A 22,556-nucleotide genomic window follows, 5' to 3' on the forward strand; every position below is an offset into this window, starting at 1 on the left:
GATATGCCAAAAGCCGCCGCCGTGCCACCGCGTCGTCGGGCATGGGACGGGCGTTGGCAGCGCTGGGTGCTTGGCCTTTTGGTCGGTGCGATCCTGATCGTGGCGGGTGCGCTGATGTGGCTGGATACCGGGTCGGGGCATCGCTTTCTGGTGTCGCGCATTGGTACGATCAAGCCGCCATCGGGCCTGCATATCGATGTCGAGCGGATCGACGGGAGCATTTACCGCAAGGCGGTGCTGCGCAACCTGACGCTGTCGGATGCGAGTGGGCGGTTCTTTCATGCGCCGCGCGTCGAACTGGATTGGTGGCCGTTCGCCTGGGCCTATAAGCGGCTGGACATCGACCGGCTGGTGATCCCGACGGCGACGCTGGATAAATTGCCAAAGCTCAACCCCAGCCAGCGGCAAGGGGCGATATTGCCCGGATTCGACATGAGGCTGATGCAGTTTTCCGTAGGACGCCTGACCATTGCGTCAGGCGTGTCGGGGCGGGCGCAGCAGGCGACATTGAGCGGCGACGCCGATATTCGTGGCGGGCGGGCGATCATCGACCTGACGGCGCGTGTGATCGATGGGGACGATGCGCTGACCATCGCGCTCGACAGTCGGCCCGATCAGGACAGGTTCCGGCTGGACGTGACGGTGAATGCGCCCAAGGGCGGCGTGCTGGCGGCGATGGCGGGATTGCGGCAGGACGCGAACCTGCGCATCGGCGGGCGCGGTAGTTGGAGCAAATGGGACGGCCGCCTGTCGGCGACGCTGGATGCCAGGCCAGCCGCCGAAATGATGCTGGCGGCGCGCGGTGGCGCCTATTCCGCGCGCGGGTCGATCGAGGGATCGGCGATTGCGGGTAATGGGCTAATCGCGCGTCTGGCCGCGCCGCGCTTGGGCGTGCGCATCAGCGGGACGATGGTAGACCGGGTAATCGACGGGCGGCTCTGGCTGCGGTCGGCTGCGATCGATATGGACGCGGACGGGGCGATAGACCTGCGCAACAATGCGCTGGACAATCTGCTGGTCACGGCGAAGCTGGCGCGTCCGCAGGCGTTGCTCAAGACGATGCAGGGGCGGGATGTCGTTGCCAAGGTCCGGCTGGACGGGCCGTTTGCGACGCCGGGCTATGAATATCTGGTGACGGCGCGCGAACTGGCGTTTGGCAAGACCGTCATCAGCGGCGTGCGTATGGACGGCAAGGGGCGGGCTGCGCGCAATGGTCCGGCGATTATTCCGTTGCGGCTGCGCGCTGCGCGCCTGACGGGGCAGGGCGATCTGGTCGAGGGGATCGTGCGCAATTTTGCGCTGGATGGCGTGCTTCAGTTGAAGGGGCAGCAGATCGTCAGCAACCCGATGCAGGTGCGATCCGACAAGTTGCGTGGAAAGCTGATCCTGCTCGCCGACCTTAAGACCGGGCGATATGATGTCGGGCTGGACGGGCAGATACAGGGACTGGCCATTCGCGGGCTGGGCATCGTCGACCTGACGTCCAAATTGCGTGCGGTGCCGGGGGCGAACGGCGCGTTTGGCCTGAGCGGCAATGCGATGGCGCGGGTGCGGCGGTTGGACAATGATTTCCTGCGCACGCTGGGCGGTGGCTTGCCGACCGTGCGGAGCGGGCTGACATTGCAGGCAGGGGGCGAAGTTGCGCTGACGAATTTGCGTGTGGATTCGCCATTGCTGACGCTGGCAGGGAGTGGCGTGCGGCATCGCGACGAGACGCTGCATCTGGAAGGCAGCGGGCGGCATAAGCAATATGGGCCGGTGCGGCTGACTCTGGACGGGAAGATCGAGCGGCCCACGATCGACGTCACGCTGGCGCAACCGATGAACGCGCTCGGCCTGCGCAACGTGCATGCACATTTGATCCCCGATGCCGCCGGATACAGTTATGTCGCGGAAGGTGGATCGACGCTGGGTCCGTTCACCGGCAGGGGCGTCATCCTGTTGCCGCAGGGCGGGCAGGCGGTCATTCGCGTTGCGCGGATCGACGTGTCGGGGGTGAGTGCCAGTGGCGATATTCGTCCGGTGCCGGGCGGGCTGGATGGGCAGTTGGCGGTTAACGGGCCGGTCACGGGCTTTGTCGCGCTGAAACCTGTCGGGACGGTGCAGCAGGTGCAGTTGAAGCTGACCGCCAATGACGCCAGCTTCGACGGGCCGACGGTCATCGCGATGCGGCGGGGATCGCTGGACGCGACCATCTTGCTCGATCCCGCTGGCACGAGCGTGACCGCCACGATGCAGGCGCGCGGATTGCGGGTCGGCGGGCTGTTGCTGGGGCGCTTTGCTGCCAATGCCGATCTGGTCGATGGCAAGGGCGTGGTGCGCGGTAGCCTGGCGGGGCAGCGTGGGCGGATATTCGATGTGCAGGGCGAGGCGCAGGTCGATACCGACAGCGTGCGGGTGAGCGCGAGCGGGACGATCGACAAGCGGCCCATTCGCCTGAGTCGCGCGGCGTTGCTGACGCGGACGGAGGATGGCTGGCGACTGTCGCCCGCGACCATTCGCTACGCCGGCGGTTCGCTGCAACTGGCGGGCGAACTGGGCAGCGCTTCGGTGCATGTCGAGGCGCGGCTGGAGAAGTTGCCGCTGTCGCTGCTTGATATTGGATATGACAATCTGGGTCTGGGTGGATCGGCGACGGGGTCATTGAGCTACGTGCAGCCTCGGGGAGGATTGCCGACTGGCAAGGCGGAATTGCGCATCAGAGGACTGTCGCGGTCTGGCCTGTCGTTGAGTTCCCGGCCCGTCGATGTCGGCGTGAACGCCGCGCTGACGGCGGAGCGGCTGGCGATGCGCATGATCTTTGTGTCGGAAGGCAAGACGATCGGGCGGGCGCAGGCGCTGCTTAACCCGCTTGGCCGTGAAGGTGGCGTGGTCCAGCGGTTGAACGCTGCGCCCTTCTTCGCGCAACTACGCTATAATGGCGCGGCCGATACGCTCTGGCGGCTGACCGGCGTGGAGATTGTCGATATTGGCGGGCCGGTCGGCGTGTCGGCGGATATGCGCGGAACGCTGGGCCAGCCGGTTATCAGCGGCGTGCTGGCGACCGATAATGCCACGATCAACAGCCCGGTGACGGGCATGCGGCTGCGCGGCGTCAAGGCGCGGGGGCGCTTTTCGGGCGCGCAACTGGTCATTTCCAGCTTTGCCGCGACCGCGCAAAATGGCGGGGGTGTCAGCGGGACGGGCAGCTTCACCTTCAACGGCATCGGCGGCGTGGGCATGGACCTTGCGTTTCAGGCGGACAATGCCGCGCTGCTGGAGCGGGACGATATTGCCGCGACCGTGACTGGGCCGGTGACATTGCGATCCACCGGCGTCGGCGGGACGATCGGCGGTGATCTGCTACTCAACCGTAGCCGTTTTACGATGGGCCGCGCTGCTGCCGTAGCCTCCATTCCCGAACTGCGCGTGACGGAGGTGAACCGTCGTGGCGAAGAATATGCGCCTGTGCGTACCAATGTGCCATGGGCGCTGGCGATCAAGGCGCGGGCGCGCAATCGGCTGACCGTCACGGGGTTGGGGCTGGACAGCGAATGGCGCGCGGACCTGGACATTGGCGGCACGGTGACTGCACCTGCGATCGCGGGCCGCGCCGAACTGGTGCGGGGTGGATATGAGTTTGCGGGGCGTCGCTTCGACCTGCGCGAAGGGCGCATCCAGTTCGATGGGCGCACGCCGACCAACCCCACGCTGGACATCGACGCCGAAGCCAACGTCAATGATTTGAGCGCGACCATCCATGTCGGCGGAACGGGATTGAAGCCGGACATCACGTTCAACAGCGTGCCCGCTTTGCCACAGGACGAACTGCTGTCGCGCATCCTGTTCGGCACGTCGATCACCAACCTGTCCGCGCCCGAAGCGTTGCAACTCGCGTCCGCCGTTGGATCGTTGCAGGGCAGCGGCGGGCTGGACCCTATCAACGCTGTGCGCAAGGCGGCGGGGCTGGACCGGCTGCGCATCATCGCCGCCGATCCGACGCAGGGGCAGGGGACGTCGATCGCGGCGGGCAAATATCTGACGCGCAAAACCTATGTCGAACTGATTACCGACGGGCAGGGCTATTCGGCCACGCGGATGGAATATCAGGTCACACGGTGGCTGTCGTTGCTGGCGGCGATCTCTACGTTGGGCCGGGAAAGCGCGAACGTGCGCGTGTCGAAGGATTATTGACGTGACCAAGTCCCGCCTGGACGCCGCCGCTGCGATCAGCATCACCGACCTGTTTACCATCGGCATAGGCCCGTCCAGTTCGCATACGGTCGGGCCGATGCGGGCGGCAAGGATTTTCATGGAATCGTTGCCTGCCCAGCCGATAAGGGTGCAGTGCGACCTTTATGGATCGCTGGCGCTGACCGGCCATGGCCATGCAACCGACAGTGCGATCCTGCTGGGCCTGTCAGGCTATCGGCCCGAGGGGGTGGACCCGGACGGCATCCCCGCCATATTGGCCGCCATTCGCGCCGACCACCGCATTGGCTGGGCGAGCGGGAAGGACGCATGGGTGGTGTTCGACGAAGCGACCGACCTCCTCTTTCATAAGGGCGAGTTTCTGGAAGCGCACAGCAATGGCATGCGCTTTTCCGCCTGGTTCGAGGGACAGGACGATCCACAGGTCCAGGATTATTATTCGATCGGCGGTGGGGCGGTACTGCCCGGATCGATCGCCAGCGATTTGCCCGTTGGCCATAATATCGTCCAGTCCTATCCCTTCTCATCCGGCGTGGAGATGCTGGAACAGGGCGAGGCAAGTGGCCTGAGCATCGCGACGCTGGTGCTGCGCAACGAAGGGGCGTGGCGAACGCAGGCGGAGACCGAGGCGTTTCTGGACAGCGTGATCGACGCCATGTCCGCATCGATCGATCGTGGGCTGCTGCAGGAGGGGCTGTTGCCCGGCGGATTGAAGGTGCGGCGGCGCGCCCGCGCCATTCACCAGCGGTTGCGGTTGCAGCAGGATGCGCTGGGTCCGGCGCAGATTTTCGAATGGGTCAGCCTGTTCGCGCTGGCCGTTAACGAGGAAAATGCGGCAGGCGGTCGGGTGGTTACGGCGCCGACCAATGGCGCGGCCGGGGTGATTCCGGCGGTGCTGCATTATTATCGCCGCTTCGTGCCGGGGGCCGACCGGGACGGGGAGCATCGGCTGTTGCTGACGGCGGCGGCAATCGGCTTTCTCTATAAGAAGCGGGCGTCCATATCGGCGGCCGAAATGGGATGTCAGGGTGAAGTGGGCGTTGCATGTTCGATGGCGGCGGCGGGGCTGGCGGCGGTGCTGGGCGGGACCAATGGCCAGATCGAAAATGCCGCAGAGATCGGCATGGAGCATAATCTGGGCCTGACCTGTGACCCGATCGGCGGACTGGTGCAGATCCCCTGTATCGAGCGGAACACGATGGGCGCGGTAAAGGCGATCAATGCGGCGTATCTGGCGCTTCAGGGTGACGGGAGGCACATCGTCAGCCTGGACGCGGTGATCGAAACGATGCGTCAGACCGGTGAGGATATGGCCAGCCGATATAAGGAGACGTCGCTGGGCGGATTGGCCGTCAACGTGGTGGAGTGTTGAAATCCATTCCCACGCTTCGTCGTCAGTGGCGCACATAAGCCAGACGAGCCGATCCGATTTTGTGACCTTAATGCAACATATTCAAATGTTTATCTCCCGTTCATGCAACTGACAGGGCTGGGCTGCTTTGAGCCTCCTACCCTGCGGGGTGAATGACAACGGAGTCAAAACAATGAATAAGATGATGGTCGCAACCCTTCTCGCCGGCGCAACGATCGCCGCTGCTCCAGCTTTCGCGCAGGATAGCGCACCCACCTTCACCGGTCCTCGTGTTGAAGCCATTTTAGGTTATGACCATGTCGGCGCAGGCAGCAAGGTCGACAATAATAACGACCGGGATGACCAGTCGATCGACGGGCTGCTGTATGGCGTAGGCGCTGGGTATGACGTCAATCTGGGCAGCGCGGTCGTTGGCGTCGAGGGCGAATTTACCGACTCCACCGCCAAGAGCGATCGGTCCGACCTGACCGACCAGTTCGGCTTCGGGCGCGTAAGCCAGGGCCGCGACCTGTATGTCGGCGCCCGTGCCGGTATTCTCGCCAGCCCAACAACGCTGGTCTATGTAAAGGGCGGTTATACGAACACCAAGCTGAACGTGCTGGCCGGTGATACGAACCAGACCACCGACACGGCTTTCAAGCTGGACGGCTGGCGCATCGGCGGCGGCGTGGAACGCGCGATCAACGCCAACACCTTTGCCAAGGTCGAATATCGCTATTCCAAATATGACAGCGCTCATATTGATTACATGGACGGCGCAACCAGCCGGGAGTTCGACATCGACACCGACCGGCATCAGGTTGTCGCAAGCGTCGGCTGGCGTTTCTGATCGAAATTTAAGGGTGGGGGCGGCGTGTGGCCGCCCTCATTTCATCGCGAATTGCCGCAAAAGCCTATCTGTGTGGCTGCCGACCTGTTATTGACATGTCTGTGAGTAACGCGATTCCCCATAATTATCCGGTCGGCATAGCCGCCGATGACATCGACTTCATGGGTCATGTCAACAATGCCAGCTATCTGAAATGGGTGCAGGCGGCAGTGCTGGACCACTGGCGCGCGCTGGCGCCCGCCGAAGCGGTGGCCCAGCATATGTGGGTCGCGCTCAAGCATGAGATCACGTACCGCAAGCCCACTTTTCTGGACGATGACGTCATCGCGACGGTCCTGTTGGAAAAGGTGCAGGGCGCGCGGGCATTTTATGAGACGATTATCCGGCGTGGCGAGGATGTGCTGGCCGAAGTGAAATCCAGCTGGTGTTGCGTGGACGCCAGCACGTTGCGCCCCGCCCGGCTGGCGCGCGATGTTATCCAGCATTTCTTTGCGAGCGATGAGCGGCCCGAAACGGTTTAGAGGGTCGCCTCTATTTCCCGCGCGGCGAAGTCGGGGTTTTCGGCCATGCTGATGGGGCGTCCGACGACCAGGATCGACGCGCCGCGATCGAGCGCCTGTCGAGGCGTCACGGCGCGCTTCTGGTCGCCCATTGCGCCACCGGCGGGGCGCACGCCGGGCACCACGAAAAAGCCGTCGGGCCAGCTTTCCTTGACCATGGCGACTTCCTCGCCCGAACAGACGATGCCGTCCAGGCCCGCGCTTTGGGCGAGGTCGGCGAGGCGGCGTACCTGATCCTGCGCTTTGCCACCGACGCCGACGTCCAGCAGGTCGGCATCGTCCAGGCTGGTCAGGACCGTCACGGCGACGACCTTGGTATTCACGCCAGCGGCGGCTTTGGCATCCTCCAGCATCGCGCGGCCACCGGCGGCATGGACTGTCAGGATAGCCGGTTCCAGCACATGAAGTGACTGGACCGCTTTGGCCACGGTGTTGGGGATGTCGTGCAGCTTGAGATCAAGGAAGATCGGCAGGTCGAACTTCATCATTTCATGCACGCCATGATGGCCGTTAGCGCAGAAAAATTCGAGGCCGAGTTTCAGGCCGCCCACATGATGTCGCACCTGCCGGGCCAGATCCTGCGCCTTGGCAAGGTCGGGCGTATCGATGGCGACATAGATGGGGCTGGTCATAGCGGTCCTGCTGGGCTGGTCGGGGAAATGGGCTGGTCGGGTAATGGGGTGACGTCAGGCGTCGTCATGGGTGTGAAGGCGGGGACGGTGGGCGCGGCTGACGCGGTTGCGGCGACAAGCGCGCGTTCGGTACTGTCCAGCCGCCGACGCATGCGCCAGCGGGTGGCGCGCGCCATGACCCAGAAGGGCAACGCACCCAGCAGGAATGCGCCGATCAACAGGACCGGCAGCTTGGTTTCCATAACCATGTCGCCCCACAGGCGCACGGTGACGGGGACGTAATTCGCCATGCAGAAAAAGGCGAGGGCGACGGCGATAACGACCCAAAAGGCTGTCCGCAAAAATTGCATCGGCTATCCTCTAGCGGCTGATTTCAGGCAGCTTAGGATAATTCGTCGCCATTCGGAAGCGTCTCGTCCGATTTGCCGATGGCGATGGTCATCGACAGGCTGCGATGTGCTCCCGGCAGCAGGCTTTCCATGCCCTCAGACAGGTTGAGGGCGTCGGGCATGTGCGTGACCGGTTCCACGCAGAAATGCGTCGCGTTGGGTGGGCGATAGACGTGCAGCCAGTCCGCGCCTTGCGCCGTCAGGGTCAGGCGGGTGCCGCCGCCGCGCTGAATAAGGGCGCTGCCGGTCCAGCCGCCATAGACATTGTCGATGAGGCTGTCGCCGGGCACGACCCCGCCGCGCGACCAGTCGCCCAGTGTGTCGGCAGCGACTTCGCGGTCGGGGAGCATGTCGGGCGTGGAGAGCCAAAGGCTGGCGGCGTCGAACGTCAGACGGGTGTCCGCGTCGGCCAGGAAATAGGGGTGGAAGCCAAGGCCGACCGGCATGGCGCGATCGCTGCGGTTCGTGACCGTCAGCCGCAGCGTCAGGGCATCGGGCGTCAGGAGGACGTGCTGCTGTGCCCCATAGTCCCAGGGCCATGCAGCATCCGCCATGTGATCTAGTGCTAAGTTCACACTGTCGCTGGCGACATCCTGCGCCGCCCATTTCGACTGCCAGCCATTGCCGTGGATGCTGTGCGGATGATCGCCGAAATTACGGGGCAGCTTGTGGGACTGTCCGTCGAAGGTGAAGCGGCCATGGGCGATGCGGTTGGCATAGGGCACCAGCGGGAAGCTGGCCGTCAGCAGCGGATCATGCCCATCACCGGGCGCGCGCTGCAACAGGTCGATGCCGCCCGATGTGAGCCAGAGCAACGCGCCGCCCATGTCGGGCGAGAGCGCCGCCTCCAGCGCTCCCGCTTTCAATTTAATCATGCTGTTGCTCAGCCCTCCATGTCTTCCAGCTCGCGCCCCTTGGTTTCATGCACCATGGCGCGCACGAAGAAGAAGGAGATTGCCGCGAACAGGGCGTAGCCGGTGTAGGTGAACACCAGCCCCGGCGACACGGCGAGCGCGGGGAAGCTGACCGAGATTGCCGCATTGGCGATCCACTGCGCAAAGCCTGCGACGGCCAGACCCGATCCACGGATCTGGTTGGGGAACATTTCGCCCAGCATGACCCACATGATCGGACCCCAGCTGAGGTTGAAGAAGATGACATAAAGGTTGGCGGCGATCAGGGCCATCAGGCCGTTATGCCCCGGCAGGCTGACCGCGCCGTCCGCGCCAGTGATCGCAGTGGAAAAGGCATAGGCGACGACGGCCAGCGTCACGGCCATGCCCGCCGAACCGACGAGCAGCAAAGGTTTGCGTCCGATGCGATCGACCATCATGATCGTACCCAGGCACGCGCCGATCGACAGGACGCCCGACAGGATGTTGATCTGAAGCGCATTATCTTCTGAAAAGCCGACCGCTTCCCACAAGGTTGCGCCATAATAGAAGACGACGTTGATGCCGACCAGTTGCTGGAACACCGCCAGGCCGATGCCGGTCCAGACGATCGGGCGAATCTTGCCGCTGGTCTTATCGATCAGGTCGCGCATCGTGGGGCGGTGATGATCGGCAGCCAGGCTGGCACGGATTTCGGCAACCTTGCGGGCTGCTTCCAGCGGGCCAAACAGGCGGGTCAGCACGGCTTCCGCTTCGGCATCGCGGCCGCGTGCGACCAGATAGCGGGGGCTTTCGGGAATGAAGATCAGTGCGACCAGATAGATGGCGGCAGGGATAGCCTGCAACCAGAACATCCAGCGCCAGGCGGGATAGTCGAGCCACAGTGGCGCGGTCGAACCGCCCGCATAGCGCGCGAGCACGAAATTGGCGACGAACGCTCCGGTCAGGCCAGTGATGATCATCACCTGCTGAATGCTGGACAGGCGGCCACGCACGGCGGCGGGGGTGACTTCGGAGATGTAGACAGGCGAAATGACGCTGGCCGCGCCGACGCCAAGGCCACCGATGATACGGGCGAAGATGAAGATGGCGGACGAACCGGCTGCTCCGGCCAGCAGCGCGCTGACCAGAAAGAGGACGGCAGCGAGCATCATGACGCCGCGTCGTCCGATGAGGTCGGCCATGCGGCCCGCCATGAACGCACCGATGGACGAGCCGACCAGGATCGCGCCGACGTTGATACCGATGCCCAGCTTGCCCAGGTCGAAGGCGGCCTCCAGACCTTTCTGGGTGCCGTTGATGACCCCGGAATCATAGCCGAACATGAAGCCACCGATCGTCGCGACTGCAACAATGGCGGCGATAAAGGCCATGTTGACCTTCTCGGCGCTCCCCTCATTCATCGTCCTGCATCCTTCCTGATTTTTCTATCGTAGATATTAAACGCTGGCGTGGAACCCCGGCAGTCCGGTGGCGCCCGGATCGAAGGCGAATAGATCGCCCGCCAGCGGCTGTGCGGCAAGCGCCTTTTCGTCCAGCCCCTTGCGCGCGGTGGTCGCATAAGCCACCGACAGGTCGTCGCCGCCAAAGGCGATTTTGGTGATGTTCGCGACGGGAAAACGGATTTCCCGTATCAATGCGCCGGCCGGATCATAGCGCCGCACGGCCCACCCGCCAAAGAGACCCGTCCACAGGCAGCCTTCGGCGTCCACGGTCGGACCGTCGGGGTAGCCCGCATCCTCCTCGATCTGGACGAACAGGCTGGTGTCGCGCACCGCGCCGTCATCGTCCAAAGTGGAACTCCAGATGCGTTTGCCCAATGTGTCGGTGTGATAGAGTATGCGGCCGTCGGGGGAGAGGGCGGGACCGTTGGTGATCGATACCGGGGGCAGGCCGGTTTCGACGCAACGACCCTGATGATAGCGGTAGAAACGGCCACTGGCGTCCTGCTCCGCATCGTCCATCGACCCAAGCCACAAGGCTCCGTCCGGCGCCACGCAGGCGTCATTCTGACGATTGCCGGGCAAGTGGGCTTCGGGCGCATGCAGCAGCGTGAAGCTGGCGTTGGCAGGATCGAAACGATGGATGCCCGATTGCAACCCTACAGCAAACAGCCCGTCGTTTGTCGGCAAGACCCAGCCGACCTGTCCGGGCGTCGCCCAGCTGCGCGCTACGTCCAGTTCGGGGTCAAAGCGATGGATGCGTTGGCCCTTTATATCGACGAACCAGAGGGCGGCGTCGCGCGCGACCCAGACCGGGCCTTCGCCCAGTGTCGCACCGACGCTCAGTACGCTGCGCGGTTCGACGCCGCTCATGTCAGCGCCAGCCGGCATCGATGAAATAATCATGGCCGGTGCAGTAGCGCGCATCGTCCGACGCCAGGAACATCGCCAGTGCGGCGACGTCCACGGGCATGATACGCCCATCCAGACATTGGGCCGAAACGATTTCCGCCTCCCCCTCGGGCGTGTACCATTTCATCTGGCGCGGGGTTTTGACATTGCCCGGAACGATGGTGTTGACGCGGATATTGTCGCGGCCAAGGTCGCGCGCCAGGCTGCGGGTCAGTCCCTCGATCGCGGCTTTGGCGGTCTGGTACAGGGTCAGTTCGGGTAAGGCGAGGTGCCAGCTGATCGATCCGAAGTTCAGGATCACGCCGCCGCCCGCACGCCGCATGGCGGGGACCGCTGCCTGCGCCGCGAAAAACAGATGGCGCAGGTTTACGGCCATGCGATCGTCCCAGTAAGCGGGCGTGACTTCCTCGATTGTGTGGCGGTCATCATTGGCCGCGTTGTTGACGAGGATGTCGATGCCGCCAAAGTCTGCATCGACTTGTGCGATCATCGCCTGAACGGCGTCGAGTTCGCGCAGGTCAACATGATGGAATACCGGCACAAACGCGGCATCCGCCAGCCGTTCCACGATCGCAAGACCGTCGGCCTGCGCGATGTCGCAAAAGGCGACCTGCGCACCCTGACCGACAAAGGCTTCCACCAGTCCTTCGCCGATCCCGCTGCCACCGCCAGAAATGAACACCCGCTTGCCCTTCAGGCTGGGGTAGATGGCGCGGTTCATGCAGTTGCTTTCTGTTTGGCGCTGTCGAGCAGGCCGCGCTGCGCCAGATTGCGCATCAGGGCTGTCAGGCCATAGGTCCAGGGCGTTGCGTCCTTCGACGTCACGACTTCATTGACCAGACGGCCCAGTTTCGGGGTCGAGATCGTGACCACGTCGCCGACCTTGTGCGTGAAGCCGCGACCGGGATCGTCGCGATCCTGCACCGGCGCGAAGAGGGTGCCCAGGAACAGGGCGAAGCCGTCGGGATATTGATGCTCGCTCATCGTCTGACGCACCAGTTCGAGCGGATCGCGGCTGATCTGGTTCATGCTGCTCGTGCCTTCGAGCCGATAGCCCTCCGGTCCTACAATGGTCAGGCCAACTTCGGCGGCGCGAACATCGTCGATAGTGAATGCGCCATCGAACAGGCGAACCAGCGGGCCTAGCGAACAGGACGCATTATTATCCTTTGCCTTGCCCAGCAGCAGGGCCGAGCGCCCCTCAAAATCGCGCAGATTGACGTCATTGCCCAATGTCGCGCCTACGGCTTCGCCTGCGCTGTTTACCAGCAGCACGATTTCAGGTTCGGGATTGTTCCAGGTGGAATCAGACCGGATGCCGATCTGCGCGCCAGCGCCGACCGTCGCGAGGACTGGCGCCTTGGTAAACACCTCCGCATCCGGGCCAATCGCGACCTCCAGATACTGAGACCACAGGCCATCCTCGATCAGGGCGGCCTTCAGCGCGGCGGCTTCGGGCGACCCCGGCACGACGGCACGGATCGATCCGCCCACGCGTTCTTCCAGCCGTCCGCGAATATCCGTTGCGGCGGCCGCATCACCCCGCGCACGCTCTTCGATCACCCGCTCGATCGCCGAGAGGGCGAAGGTCACGCCGCATGCCTTGACGCATTGCAGGTCGACAGGGGTGAGGAGGGGAAGGTCGAGCGTGTCCAACGGGCCGAGAGATTGTCCGGCCTGCGCGGCGACGGGAAAGGCTTCGACCAGTTCGGCCACGGTGGGCGCCACCTGGCTCATGTCATACACGAGTCCATCGGCAATGAGAATCGGGCTTGGGCCAGCGGCGGTCATCACGCGGCCGACGAAACGGCCTGCGCGCCAATCGGCAGGCAATGCTTCAAGCAAGGAGGCGTCCCCCGGCATTATCAACTCCTAAACGATACCATTATCTGATAGCGCTACCAACATGGAAGAGGGTGCGAAGTCAAGAGGGGTTTGCATCTTTCCGTGGCCGCCGAAATTTGGCATAGCATGAGGGATCATGAGCAAAAATGACACAAATGCGCCGGAAAGCGGCGCTCAATCCACCCCATCCGCAGTAGCGCCGTCGGGTTCCGATGCGGAAACGACCGATCTTGCAATGGCAGGCCGCAAGTCGGTGGGTAAGGCGGTATGGACCGGTGCGGCGGTAGGCATTGGTTCTGCTGCCATCGTCGCGGCGCTGCTCTATTCACGCAAGAAACCCTGATCGCAGCATAAGCAAAGGGCGACATGGAATATTCCATGCCGCCCTTGCCGTGCCGATCATTCTGCCGGATTATTTCAACCCATCCTTCGTGACGGGGTGGGGAATTGCCGGAGGTGGATCAGGCTGCGCCGCCGCTCAAAAATGTGACAAGCTCAGGCTTGGAAATGGTCGTGCTCTTGTCGGCATCGGCCGTCGTGAAAGCGCCCGTGGCCCAGGCTGTAACCTGCTCAGGCGGCAGCGTCTTGCCGGTCGCCTTCATTTCCTGATCCTTCAACGCGACCATCCAGCGGGAAAATTCAGCCTTGTCGAGCGCACCGTCGTTATTGGCGTCATAGGCTGGAAATTCCGTGTCCACGATGGTGGCGACCGCATTGGCTGGGTTTGCTGGGGCTGGGTTCGCTGGCATCGCTGCCTGAGGCTGGCCAGCGGTTGCCGGGTCAGCAGGCTGCACGCCAGCGGGGGCGGCAGGGGCCATCGGCGTCGCCGCCTGACCGGGAGCGGCTGCTTCCTGCGCCATGGCAGGCGCGGCGATTGCAAGAGCGGTAGTCAAAAGCAAAGTGCGGATCATGATAATCTCCTGTCACTGTAAATATAAGACGACGAACAAGGCATGTCGTCTTTTTGAATAGCCAGGCATCAATAGCCCAGTTGACCCTATTGTTCCTGAACAGTTGTTCATACCGTTCGGTTCGTCTTGGGAATCGTTTCATTTGACCGCCCTTGCAGGCCATAATTGCGACGAACCGAGTGGCGGCGCGTGCGGCATTGCGCCATTTGCCCTGTGCGACCGACACTGCTAGTCGCGCGGCAGCTATTTTCACCCTTGATGCAAGGATTCGTCCATGATCCCGCGCTATTCCCGCCCCGCCATGACCGCCCTTTGGGAACCGGAGGCGCGTTTCCGCATCTGGTTCGAGATCGAAGCGCATGCCACCGAGAAACTGGGCGAGTTGGGCGTGGTGCCGGAGTCGGCAGCCAAGGCGCTGTGGGACTGGTGGGCCACCAATCCGGCGATCGATGTCGCGGCGATTGATGCGATCGAGGCGGTGACCAAGCATGACGTTATCGCGTTCCTGACATGGGTCGCCGAACAGGTTGGCGACGAAGCCCGCTTCATGCATCAGGGGATGACCAGTTCCGACGTGCTGGACACCTGCCTGGCGGTGCAACTCGCGCGGGCATCCGACCTGCTGATCGAGGATCTCGACAAGTTGCTGGAGGTCATCAAGCGTCGTGCGTTCGAACATAAGCTGACCCCCACGATCGGGCGCAGTCATGGCATCCATGCCGAACCCGTCACATTCGGCCTGAAGATGGCGGAAGCCTATGCGGAGTTCAGCCGGTGTAAGGCGCGGCTGATCGCGGCGCGTGCGGAGATCGCGACTTGCGCCATTTCGGGCGCGGTCGGCACCTTCGCCAATATCGACCCGCGCGTTGAAGAGCATGTCGCGGAAAAGCTGGGGCTGGCGATCGAGCCGGTATCGACGCAGGTCATCCCGCGCGACCGGCATGCGATGTTCTTCGCCACGCTGGGCGTGATCGCCAGTTCGATCGAGCGGCTGTCGGTCGAAGTCCGCCATCTTCAGCGGACCGAGGTGCTGGAGGCAGAGGAATATTTCTCGCCGGGCCAGAAGGGATCGTCGGCGATGCCGCACAAACGCAATCCGGTGCTGACCGAAAATCTGACCGGTCTCGCCCGCATGGTGCGCAGCTATGCGATGCCCGCGATGGAAAATGTCGCGCTGTGGCATGAGCGGGACATCAGCCATTCTTCGGTCGAACGCTATATCGGTCCTGACGCCACGATTACGCTGGACTTCGCGCTGGGCCGCCTGACCGGCGTGATTGACAAGCTGCTGGTCTACCCTGAGCGGATGATGAAGAATCTCGACAAGATGGGCGGCCTTGTCCACTCGCAGCGCGTGCTGCTGGCGCTGACGCAGGCAGGTGTCAGCCGCGAGGACAGCTATCGCTTCGTCCAGCGCAACGCGATGAAGGTGTGGGAATCGGACGGCCAGCTATCGCTGCTCGAACTGCTCAAGGCCGATGCCGATGTGACCGCCGCTTTGCCGCCAGCGCAGATCGAGGAGAAGTTCAACCTCGATTATCATTTCAAGCAGGTCGACACGATCTTTACCCGCGTTTTCGGAGCGGCATAAAGCCGTGGCCCGTCAGGTGGCGAGGCCATGGCCTTTCCCCTGACGGGGCCGCATTCTGGGCGCGGCATCCGACTGGCGGCGGATCAGGGCATGGTCCAGCACCAGATGTTCGGGTGCATCATCGGCGGTCGCCCTGCGGCCTTTGAGCAGACGCACCAGCACATCGACCGCTTCGCGCGACATTGCCTGAATGGGTTGGCGGATCGTAGTCAGTTCCGGCCAGATCGTCGTTGCAAGCGAGGTGTCATCGAAGCCGCAGACGGTCAGGTCGCCCGGCACGTCGAGGCCACCGCGATGCGCGATCGCGACTGTCGCGGCGGCCATATCATCGTTGCTGGCAAAGATGGCGGTGGGCGGATCGGGCAGCGCCAATATCTGTTCCGCTGCATCCAGGCCTGACCGATAGGTGAAATAGCCCGGTGCGATCAACTCGTCCTGTACCGGCAACCCAGATTCGCCCAGAGCGGCGGCATAGCCTTCGAACCGGCGGGCGCTGGCGGTCTGGTTGGGGTTGCCCGTAATAAAGCCGATGCGGACATGGCCCAGGCCGATCAGATGGCGCGTCATTTCATAGGCGGCGGCCCGGTCGTCAATGCTGACCGCAGCCAGATCGCCGGGTGCGCGCCCCGTCGCGACGGCCACGGCGGGAATGTCGGCAGCGTTCAGCGCGGCAATCATGTCCTCCAGGTCGCAGAGCGGCGGCGGCAGGATGACTCCGTCGATCCGCCCGCGTCGCAGATGGTCGACCACAGCCTTGACCGATGTCTGCTCGTCCCACTTTTCGACTACCAGATGCACGCCGCTGCGGCTCGCCTGATCCAGACTGCCGACCAGAAATTCGCTGAGGTAGGAGGATGACGGGTTGCTGTAGAGCAGGCCGATGCGGATTTCCTCACCACCGGCCAGACTGCGCGCGGCCGCGCTGGGCGCATAATTGAGCGCGAGGATCGCGGCATCGACTTTCGCCTTGGTTACGGGGCGGACGACCTGTTCGCTGTTGATGACCCGCGACACCGTCATAGGCGAAACGCCCGCGTGCCGTGCGACATCGTTGATGGTGGGTGCGTTGCGTTGTCGGCGGGGTGATCGAGTGTCAGTCAAGGAGGCGGCTTTCGAAAAAGTCATTGTCTTATGGTAACGGCATCATTCGATAAATAAAAGCAAATGCCACCGACAGTCCGGAGCGTCCAGAGGGGCCAATGCCCAGATAAGCGCCTCCTTCCCATGGCGAGGCGCGTGATGAGCCTGTCACCTTGTTTCCTTTGAAGTAAAGTGGATTGATGGGTTTACTGCGCGCCTGTTGTCCAAAGGCTGGACAGTCGATGACGGTCCCGATCTTCCACTCCCGTCCGGTCGCCCTGACCGGGACGGGATAACGCGAGATTGCCTACGACTATATTGGTCAGTCCGCTTGGCATTTTTGCGTTGAATAATCCGTCCGATGCTTTTAATTGGCCTGACCAGTATCGGAAAGGTTCCCATGTCCAGGATTATCGACGCCAAGGTTATCGTTACATGCCCCGGCCGCAATTTCGTAACCTTGAAGATCATTACGGACGATGGTGTCTATGGGCTGGGCGATGCCACGCTGAACGGACGCGAACTTTCCGTCGCCAGCTATTTGCAGGATCATGTCATTCCCTGCCTGATCGGTCGCGACGCACATCGGATCGAGGATATCTGGCAGTATCTCTACAAGGGTGCCTATTGGCGGCGTGGACCTGTCACCATGTCCGCAATCGCCGCCGTCGATACCGCGTTGTGGGACATCAAGGGTAAGCTGGCCGGTCTGCCGGTCTATCAATTGCTGGGCGGGGCGAGCCGCGAGAGCGTGATGGTCTATGGCCATGCCAACGGCACGACGATCGAAGATACCGTGCGGGTCGCTCTGGAATATCAGGCGCAGGGGTATAAGGCGATTCGCATCCAGTGTGGCGTGCCGGGCATGGCATCGACCTATGGCGTGTCGAAGGATAAATATTTCTACGAACCCGCCGACGCTGATCTGCCGACCGAAAATGTCTGGAACACCAGCAAATATATGCGGGTCGTCCCGGAGCTGTTCAAGGCGGCGCGCGAGGCGCTTGGGTGGGACGTCCACCTGCTGCATGACATCCATCATCGCCTGACGCCGATCGAGGCCGGGCGGCTGGGCAAGGATCTGGAGCAATATCGCCCCTTCTGGCTGGAGGACGCGACGCCTGCGGAAAATCAGGAAGCGTTCAAGCTGATCCGCCAGCACACCACGACGCCGCTGGCCGTGGGCGAGATTTTCAATTCGATCCATGATTGCCGCGAACTGATCGAAAACCAGTTGATCGATTATATTCGTGCGACCGTGGTCCATGCTGGCGGCATCAGCCATCTGCGCAAGATCGCCAATCTGGCCGACCTCTATCAGGTCCGCACGGGTTGTCATGGGGCGACTGACCTGTCGCCGGTGTGCATGGCCGCTGCGCTGCATTTCGACCTGTCGGTGCCCAATTTCGGGGTGCAGGAATATATGCGCCATACGCCCGAAACGGATGCGGTCTTCCCGCATGCCTATACGTTCGCGGATGGCGCGATGCATCCGGGCGAAGCGCCGGGGCTGGGCGTGGATATCGACGAGGAACTGGCCGCGAAATATGAATATAATCGGGCTTTCCTGCCAGTGAACAGGCTGGAAGACGGGACGATGTTCAACTGGTAATTGCCCGGACCGCCTCGTGCAGCCGGTGTCATTCCCGCGAAGGCGGGAGTCCATCTATCATCGCTGCGGCTATGGAGATGGCGGGAGATGGATCCCCGTTTTCGCGGGGATGACGAACTATGTTTTGGAGAGGTCAATGACAGCTATTCCCAAGCCGTCCGGGAAGGTCCGCTGGATCGTCTGCGGCCTTCTCTTCGCCGCAGTGGTGCTGAGTTATATCGACAGGCTGGTCCTGCCGACGCTCAAACCCGATCTTCAGGCGCGCTATGGGTGGAGCGAGCGGGGCTATGCCGATCTCGCCATCTGGTTTCAGGCAGGCTATGGCATTTCCTACGTCTTCTTTGGGCGGCTGATCGATCGGATCGGCGCGCGGGCGGGCTATGCGCTGGCGGTCACGCTGTGGACGATCGGGCATGTCGCGCACATCTTCTTTACATCGACCGCCGGCATGCTGCTCGCGCGCATTCCGCTGGCGATCGGGGAAGCTGGGACGTTTCCCGCCGCCATTGCCGCGACCAACGAATGGTTTCCCAAGAAAGAACGCGCGCTCGCCATCGGTATCTTCAACGCCGGGTCGAATGTCGGCGCGATCCTGACGCCGCTGATCGTGCCGATCATCGCGGTCACGCTGGGATGGCGCTGGGCCTTCATCCTGACTGGGCTGTTGACGGTGGTATGGCTGACCGCCTGGCTGAGTTTCTATCGCAGCCCGCGCGAGAAGAAGAGCCTGAGCGCAGAAGAACTGGCCTGGATCGAGACCGACCCGGTGGAGCCGCAGCGGCCGGTCAAATGGTCCACATTATTCCGGTTGCGCCAGACCTGGGCCTATATGCTGGGCCGCTTCATGATCGATCCCGTCTGGTGGACGTTCCTGTTCTGGTTGCCCGACTTTTTCAACAAGCAATATGGCGTGAAGATGCTTGATTTCGGCCCGCCATTGATCGCTGTTTACCTGTTGGCAGACGTCGGGTCGGTGGCGGGCGGCTGGGCGTCGTCGCGCCTGATGGGCAAGGGGTGGAGCGTCAACAAGGCGCGCAAGACGGCGATGTTGATGGCGGCGCTATGTGCCGTGCCGATCGCTTTTGCCGCTCATGCGCCATCCATGTGGGTTGCGGTCGGGTTGATCGGCCTGGCCTGCGCGGGGCACCAGGGTTTTTCCGCCAATCTCTATGCATTGCCCGGTGACGTATTCCCGCGCTGGATGGCCGGGTCCGTCGTTGGTCTGGGCGGACTGGCAGGCGCGATCGGCGGCATGTTGATGGCGAAGTTCGCTGGCACGATATTGGAAACGGTCGGCAGCTATGGACCGATCTTTGCCGTGGCGTCCTGTGCCTATCTGGCTGCGCTTTGCACTATTCATATCATCATACCGCGCTATCAGGGCGTTGACACCGGTATCCATGGAGTCCCGTCATGACCAAGCCGCTCAGTCTGCATCCCGATCGCCTTTTCCCCGCTGAGCCGCGCACGCGTGACATCGCGCGCGCACTTTATGCGTCGGTGAAGGATCTACCGATCGTCAGTCCGCATGGGCATACCGATCCGCGCTGGTTCGCCTATGACGAGGCATTCGCCAATCCCGCAGAGCTGTTGATCATGCCGGATCATTATGTGTTTCGCATGCTCTACAGCCAGGGCGTGAAGCTGGAGCAACTGGGCGTTCCGACTATCGATGGCAGTGTGACGGAGGCGGACCCGCGCGCGATCTGGCGTATCTTCGCTGCCAATTATCATCTATTTCGCGGCACACCTTCGCGCATGTGGCTCGATTGGGTCTTTGCCGAGGCGTTTGGCATTGATGTGCGGTTGGAGGCAGAGACCGCCGATCATTATTATGATGTGATCGACGCAGCGCTCAAGACGCCGGCTTTTCGCCCGCGCGCGCTGTTCGATCGCTATAATATCGAGGTGATCGCGACCACCGAAGGGCCGCTCGATCCGCTGACGCATCATCGGGCGATTTGCGAATCGGGTTGGGGCGGCAAGGTCGTCACCGCCTATCGCCCCGATCCGGTGCTGGACCCCGACGATCCCACATTCATCGATAACGTTCGGGCGTTCTGCGCGATGACGGGTGAGGATGCGGGCAGCTATGCGGCTTATCTGCGCGCGCATGAAAAGCGGCGCGCCGATTTCCGGGAAGCGGGCGCGACATCGACCGACCATGGCCATCCCAGCGCTTTCACCGCCAATCTTTCGGCGGATGAGGCCGAGGCGCTTTATGCCAAGGTCATGGGCGGTCCGGTCAGTGCGCAGGATGCCGAACTGTTTCGCGGGCATATGCTGGTCGAAATGGCGCGCATGTCGACGCAGGACGGCATGGTGATGCAGTTGCATCCCGGCGTTCATCGCAATCATAATGACGCCGTTCGCGCCCGGTTCGGCAAGGACAAGGGCGCGGACATGCCCGCGGCGGGCGAGTTCATCCGGTCGCTCAAGCCTCTGCTTGATCGCTATGGCAATGATCCGCGCCTGACGCTCATCCTCTTCACGCTGGATGAGGATGTCTATGCGCGCGAACTCGCGCCTCTCGCCGGTCATTATCCGGCGTTGAAGCTGGGGCCGCCCTGGTGGTTTCATGACAGCCCGGAAGGGATGCGCCGCTTTCGCGAGCGCGCGACGGAGACCGGCGGTTTCTACAATACGGTCGGGTTCAACGACGATACCCGTGCTTTCCTGTCGATCCCGGCACGGCATGATGTTGCCCGCCGCATGGATTGCGGATGGCTGGCGCAACTGGTGGTCGAACATCGGCTGGAGGAGGATGAGGCGTTCGAGGTTGCACGGGCGCTGGCCTATGATCTGGTCAAGAAGGCGTATAATCTGTGAACCGCCTGTCATTGCAAACAATAGGCACGCTGCCGGCGGATGTCGCACGTCCTGGCTATGATCGTGCCGCCATGACTTGCGGCGTTGTACATCTGGGCATCGGGGCGTTTCATCGGGCGCATCAGGCGGTGATATTCGACGACGCGCTCAATGCCGGCGACCCGCGCTGGGGCATTACGGCCGCGTCGCTGCGATCGCCGACCGTGCAGGCGCAGATGGTGCCGCAGGACGGGCTATACACTATGCTGGTGCGCGATGGCGTGGCCGAGCAGGCGCGCATCATCGGCGCGGTGCGTGATGTGATCGTCGCACCGCAAGACCCGCAGGCGCTGCTCGCCGCGCTGGCGTCGCCCGACACGCATATCGTGACGCTGACCATCACGGAGAAGGGGTATAAGCTGGACCCGGCGACCGGTGCGCTGATCGAGGAGGATCCGCAAATGGCCGCCGACCTCGTTGCGCTGGATGCGCCACAGACCGCGCCGGGCTATCTGGTCGCGGCACTGGCCATGCGTCGGGCGGCGGGGCTTGCGCCATTTACCGCCATTTCCTGCGACAATCTGCCGCATAACGGCACGCGGTTGCGCAACGCCGTGCTGGAACTGGCGCGGCGGCATGACGCGTCGCTGGCAGAGTGGATCGCGGAGCGCGGAGCGTTTCCTGAAACGATGGTCGATCGCATCGTGCCAGCGACGACAGCGGACGATATTGCCGCGCTCGCCACGCTGCTGGGCGTCGAGGATCAGGCGATGGTCAAGACCGAGCCATTTATCCAGTGGGTGATCGAGGACCGGTTTTGCGGACCCCGGCCGGAATTTGGCGCAGGCGTCCAGATCACGGCGGCCGTCGCGCCATGGGAGGAGGCCAAGCTGCGGCTGCTCAATGGCGCGCATAGCGGGATCGCCTATCTGGGCGGGCTGGCGGGTATTGACTATGTGCATGAAGTGCTGGCGCTGCCAGAGGCGCGCTATTTCGTAGAAGCGCTGTGGGATGAGGCGGAAACGACGCTATCACCGCCACCGGAACTGGATGTCGCGGCCTATCGCCAGGATTTGATGGCGCGGTTCGACAACCCGACCCTGCAGCACCGCACGCGGCAGATTGCCATGGACGGGTCGCAGAAACTGCCGCAGCGTTTGTTGGCGACCATAGCCGCGCGGATCGACGCGGGGCAGGGGATTGAGGCGCTGTCGCTGGCCGTTGCCGCGTGGGTGCGCTGGCAGGCGGGGCAGGACGATCTGGGGCAGGCGCATCAGGTGGACGACCCGCTGGCCGCGCCAATTGCAGCGGTCCTGGCGAGCGCGGAATCGGCGGAAGACCGCGTGGCGGCGATATTGGCGTTCGATGCGGTGGTTCCGGCGAAACTGGCGTCCAGTGCTGTGTTCCGCGATGCGCTGACGCGTTGGTTGGCTCTGCTTGAAACGCAGGGCGCGCGGGCGGCGCTGGCGCGCTTTCAACAGGGGTAAGG

The 22,556-nt window shown here is 63.0% G+C and carries 19 protein-coding genes; 10 read left to right on the forward strand and 9 right to left on the reverse strand.

Annotation, left to right across the window (positions count from 1 at the left end; translation table 11 throughout):
• The first annotated feature begins 3 nt into the window (after positions 1–3).
• The 4 genes from WA070_RS02945 (at position 4) to WA070_RS02960 (ending at position 6,913) form a co-directional block, all read left to right on the forward strand.
• A complete protein-coding gene (locus WA070_RS02945; protein WP_422632674.1) occupies positions 4–4,173 on the forward strand; it encodes a translocation/assembly module TamB domain-containing protein in 4,170 nt (1,389 codons plus the stop codon).
• A gap of 1 nt (position 4,174) precedes the next feature.
• Complete coding sequence (locus tag WA070_RS02950; protein WP_422632675.1) at positions 4,175–5,563, forward strand: L-serine ammonia-lyase; 1,389 nt, start codon at positions 4,175–4,177, stop codon at positions 5,561–5,563.
• Positions 5,564–5,735: 172 nt separating this feature from the next.
• Positions 5,736–6,392 carry an outer membrane protein gene (locus WA070_RS02955; RefSeq protein WP_422632676.1) on the forward strand — a complete coding sequence of 219 codons (657 nt, stop codon included), beginning with the start codon at positions 5,736–5,738 and terminating at the stop codon, positions 6,390–6,392.
• Between the two features lie 95 nt (positions 6,393–6,487).
• Positions 6,488–6,913: an acyl-CoA thioesterase gene (locus WA070_RS02960; protein WP_422632677.1), complete on the forward strand. Its 426-nt coding sequence runs from the start codon at positions 6,488–6,490 to the stop codon at positions 6,911–6,913.
• Here WA070_RS02960 and pyrF read toward each other — a convergent pair.
• From pyrF to WA070_RS02995, 7 genes are read right to left on the reverse strand one after another with little or no spacing between them, the layout of a single operon-like run.
• Positions 6,910–7,584, reverse strand: a complete 675-nt coding sequence (gene pyrF, locus WA070_RS02965; RefSeq protein ID WP_422632678.1) for an orotidine-5'-phosphate decarboxylase — start codon at positions 7,582–7,584, stop codon at positions 6,910–6,912. The two genes, WA070_RS02960 and pyrF, sit on opposite strands and share 4 nt — an antisense overlap.
• A complete protein-coding gene (locus WA070_RS02970; RefSeq protein WP_422632679.1) occupies positions 7,581–7,934 on the reverse strand; it encodes a lipopolysaccharide assembly protein LapA domain-containing protein in 354 nt (117 codons plus the stop codon). The genes pyrF and WA070_RS02970 overlap by 4 nt, the downstream gene beginning before the upstream one ends.
• Positions 7,935–7,966: 32 nt before the next feature.
• A complete protein-coding gene (locus tag WA070_RS02975) occupies positions 7,967–8,848 on the reverse strand; it encodes an aldose 1-epimerase (protein ID WP_422632680.1) in 882 nt (293 codons plus the stop codon).
• Positions 8,849–8,856: 8 nt separating this feature from the next.
• The gene (locus WA070_RS02980) at positions 8,857–10,269 is read right to left on the reverse strand and encodes a sugar porter family MFS transporter (RefSeq protein WP_422632681.1); all 1,413 of its coding nucleotides are present in this window, start codon (positions 10,267–10,269) and stop codon (positions 8,857–8,859) included.
• A 36-nt stretch (positions 10,270–10,305) separates the two neighbouring features.
• On the reverse strand, positions 10,306–11,181 hold the full coding sequence (locus tag WA070_RS02985) for an SMP-30/gluconolactonase/LRE family protein (protein WP_422632703.1): 876 nt from the start codon (positions 11,179–11,181) through the stop codon (positions 10,306–10,308).
• Position 11,182: 1 nt separating this feature from the next.
• On the reverse strand, positions 11,183–11,941 hold the full coding sequence (locus WA070_RS02990; protein ID WP_422632682.1) for an SDR family NAD(P)-dependent oxidoreductase: 759 nt from the start codon (positions 11,939–11,941) through the stop codon (positions 11,183–11,185).
• On the reverse strand, positions 11,938–13,083 hold the full coding sequence (locus tag WA070_RS02995) for a fumarylacetoacetate hydrolase family protein (RefSeq protein ID WP_422632683.1): 1,146 nt from the start codon (positions 13,081–13,083) through the stop codon (positions 11,938–11,940). The genes WA070_RS02990 and WA070_RS02995 overlap by 4 nt, the downstream gene beginning before the upstream one ends.
• Before the next feature lie 118 nt (positions 13,084–13,201).
• Between WA070_RS02995 and WA070_RS03000 the strand changes: the two genes are divergently transcribed.
• Positions 13,202–13,408, forward strand: a complete 207-nt coding sequence (locus WA070_RS03000; protein WP_422632684.1) for a hypothetical protein — start codon at positions 13,202–13,204, stop codon at positions 13,406–13,408.
• A 118-nt stretch (positions 13,409–13,526) separates the two neighbouring features.
• Here WA070_RS03000 and WA070_RS03005 read toward each other — a convergent pair whose 3' ends face one another.
• Positions 13,527–13,976, reverse strand: a complete 450-nt coding sequence (locus WA070_RS03005; protein ID WP_422632685.1) for an EF-hand domain-containing protein — start codon at positions 13,974–13,976, stop codon at positions 13,527–13,529.
• A gap of 274 nt (positions 13,977–14,250) precedes the next feature.
• On the opposite strand from WA070_RS03005, the gene purB reads away from it, so the two are divergent.
• The gene (purB, locus tag WA070_RS03010) at positions 14,251–15,567 is read left to right on the forward strand and encodes an adenylosuccinate lyase (protein ID WP_422632686.1); all 1,317 of its coding nucleotides are present in this window, start codon (positions 14,251–14,253) and stop codon (positions 15,565–15,567) included.
• A 12-nt stretch (positions 15,568–15,579) separates the two neighbouring features.
• Here the strand turns inward: purB and WA070_RS03015 are convergent, their stop codons facing one another.
• The gene (locus WA070_RS03015) at positions 15,580–16,668 is read right to left on the reverse strand and encodes a LacI family DNA-binding transcriptional regulator (RefSeq protein ID WP_422632687.1); all 1,089 of its coding nucleotides are present in this window, start codon (positions 16,666–16,668) and stop codon (positions 15,580–15,582) included.
• Between the two features lie 379 nt (positions 16,669–17,047).
• On the opposite strand from WA070_RS03015, the gene manD reads away from it, so the two are divergent.
• The 4 genes from manD (at position 17,048) to WA070_RS03035 (ending at position 22,554) form a co-directional block, all read left to right on the forward strand.
• Positions 17,048–18,259 carry a D-mannonate dehydratase ManD gene (manD, locus tag WA070_RS03020; RefSeq protein WP_422632688.1) on the forward strand — a complete coding sequence of 404 codons (1,212 nt, stop codon included), beginning with the start codon at positions 17,048–17,050 and terminating at the stop codon, positions 18,257–18,259.
• Between the two features lie 136 nt (positions 18,260–18,395).
• Positions 18,396–19,676: an MFS transporter gene (locus WA070_RS03025; RefSeq protein ID WP_422632689.1), complete on the forward strand. Its 1,281-nt coding sequence runs from the start codon at positions 18,396–18,398 to the stop codon at positions 19,674–19,676.
• Positions 19,673–21,088, forward strand: a complete 1,416-nt coding sequence (uxaC, locus tag WA070_RS03030; protein WP_422632690.1) for a glucuronate isomerase — start codon at positions 19,673–19,675, stop codon at positions 21,086–21,088. Before WA070_RS03025 ends, uxaC begins: the two co-directional genes overlap by 4 nt.
• Positions 21,085–22,554, forward strand: coding sequence for a mannitol dehydrogenase family protein (locus tag WA070_RS03035; RefSeq protein ID WP_422632691.1), 1,470 nt, complete (start codon positions 21,085–21,087; stop codon positions 22,552–22,554). Before uxaC ends, WA070_RS03035 begins: the two co-directional genes overlap by 4 nt.
• Positions 22,555–22,556 lie beyond the last annotated feature (2 nt).

The sequence above is a fragment of the Sphingobium sp. genome (genome assembly GCF_049304695.1).
Classification (GTDB): Bacteria; Pseudomonadota; Alphaproteobacteria; order Sphingomonadales; family Sphingomonadaceae; genus Sphingobium.

Bases quoted from the DNA above. Each gene is read 5' to 3' on its own strand.
- WA070_RS02945 (WP_422632674.1), top strand. From the start codon at position 4: ATGCCAAAAGCCGCCGCCGTGCCACCGCGTCGTCGGGCATGGGACGGG.
- WA070_RS02955 (WP_422632676.1), top strand. From the start codon at position 5,736: ATGAATAAGATGATGGTCGCAACCCTTCTCGCCGGCGCAACGATCGCC.
- WA070_RS02960 (WP_422632677.1), top strand. From the start codon at position 6,488: ATGTCTGTGAGTAACGCGATTCCCCATAATTATCCGGTCGGCATAGCC.
- pyrF (WP_422632678.1), bottom strand. From the start codon at position 7,584: ATGACCAGCCCCATCTATGTCGCCATCGATACGCCCGACCTTGCCAAG.
- WA070_RS02970 (WP_422632679.1), bottom strand. From the start codon at position 7,934: ATGCAATTTTTGCGGACAGCCTTTTGGGTCGTTATCGCCGTCGCCCTC.
- WA070_RS02975 (WP_422632680.1), bottom strand. From the start codon at position 8,848: ATGATTAAATTGAAAGCGGGAGCGCTGGAGGCGGCGCTCTCGCCCGAC.
- WA070_RS02980 (WP_422632681.1), bottom strand. From the start codon at position 10,269: ATGAATGAGGGGAGCGCCGAGAAGGTCAACATGGCCTTTATCGCCGCC.
- WA070_RS02985 (WP_422632703.1), bottom strand. From the start codon at position 11,181: ATGAGCGGCGTCGAACCGCGCAGCGTACTGAGCGTCGGTGCGACACTG.
- WA070_RS02990 (WP_422632682.1), bottom strand. From the start codon at position 11,941: ATGAACCGCGCCATCTACCCCAGCCTGAAGGGCAAGCGGGTGTTCATT.
- WA070_RS02995 (WP_422632683.1), bottom strand. From the start codon at position 13,083: ATGCCGGGGGACGCCTCCTTGCTTGAAGCATTGCCTGCCGATTGGCGC.
- WA070_RS03000 (WP_422632684.1), top strand. From the start codon at position 13,202: ATGAGCAAAAATGACACAAATGCGCCGGAAAGCGGCGCTCAATCCACC.
- WA070_RS03005 (WP_422632685.1), bottom strand. From the start codon at position 13,976: ATGATCCGCACTTTGCTTTTGACTACCGCTCTTGCAATCGCCGCGCCT.
- purB (WP_422632686.1), top strand. From the start codon at position 14,251: ATGATCCCGCGCTATTCCCGCCCCGCCATGACCGCCCTTTGGGAACCG.
- manD (WP_422632688.1), top strand. From the start codon at position 17,048: ATGTCCAGGATTATCGACGCCAAGGTTATCGTTACATGCCCCGGCCGC.
- WA070_RS03025 (WP_422632689.1), top strand. From the start codon at position 18,396: ATGACAGCTATTCCCAAGCCGTCCGGGAAGGTCCGCTGGATCGTCTGC.
- uxaC (WP_422632690.1), top strand. From the start codon at position 19,673: ATGACCAAGCCGCTCAGTCTGCATCCCGATCGCCTTTTCCCCGCTGAG.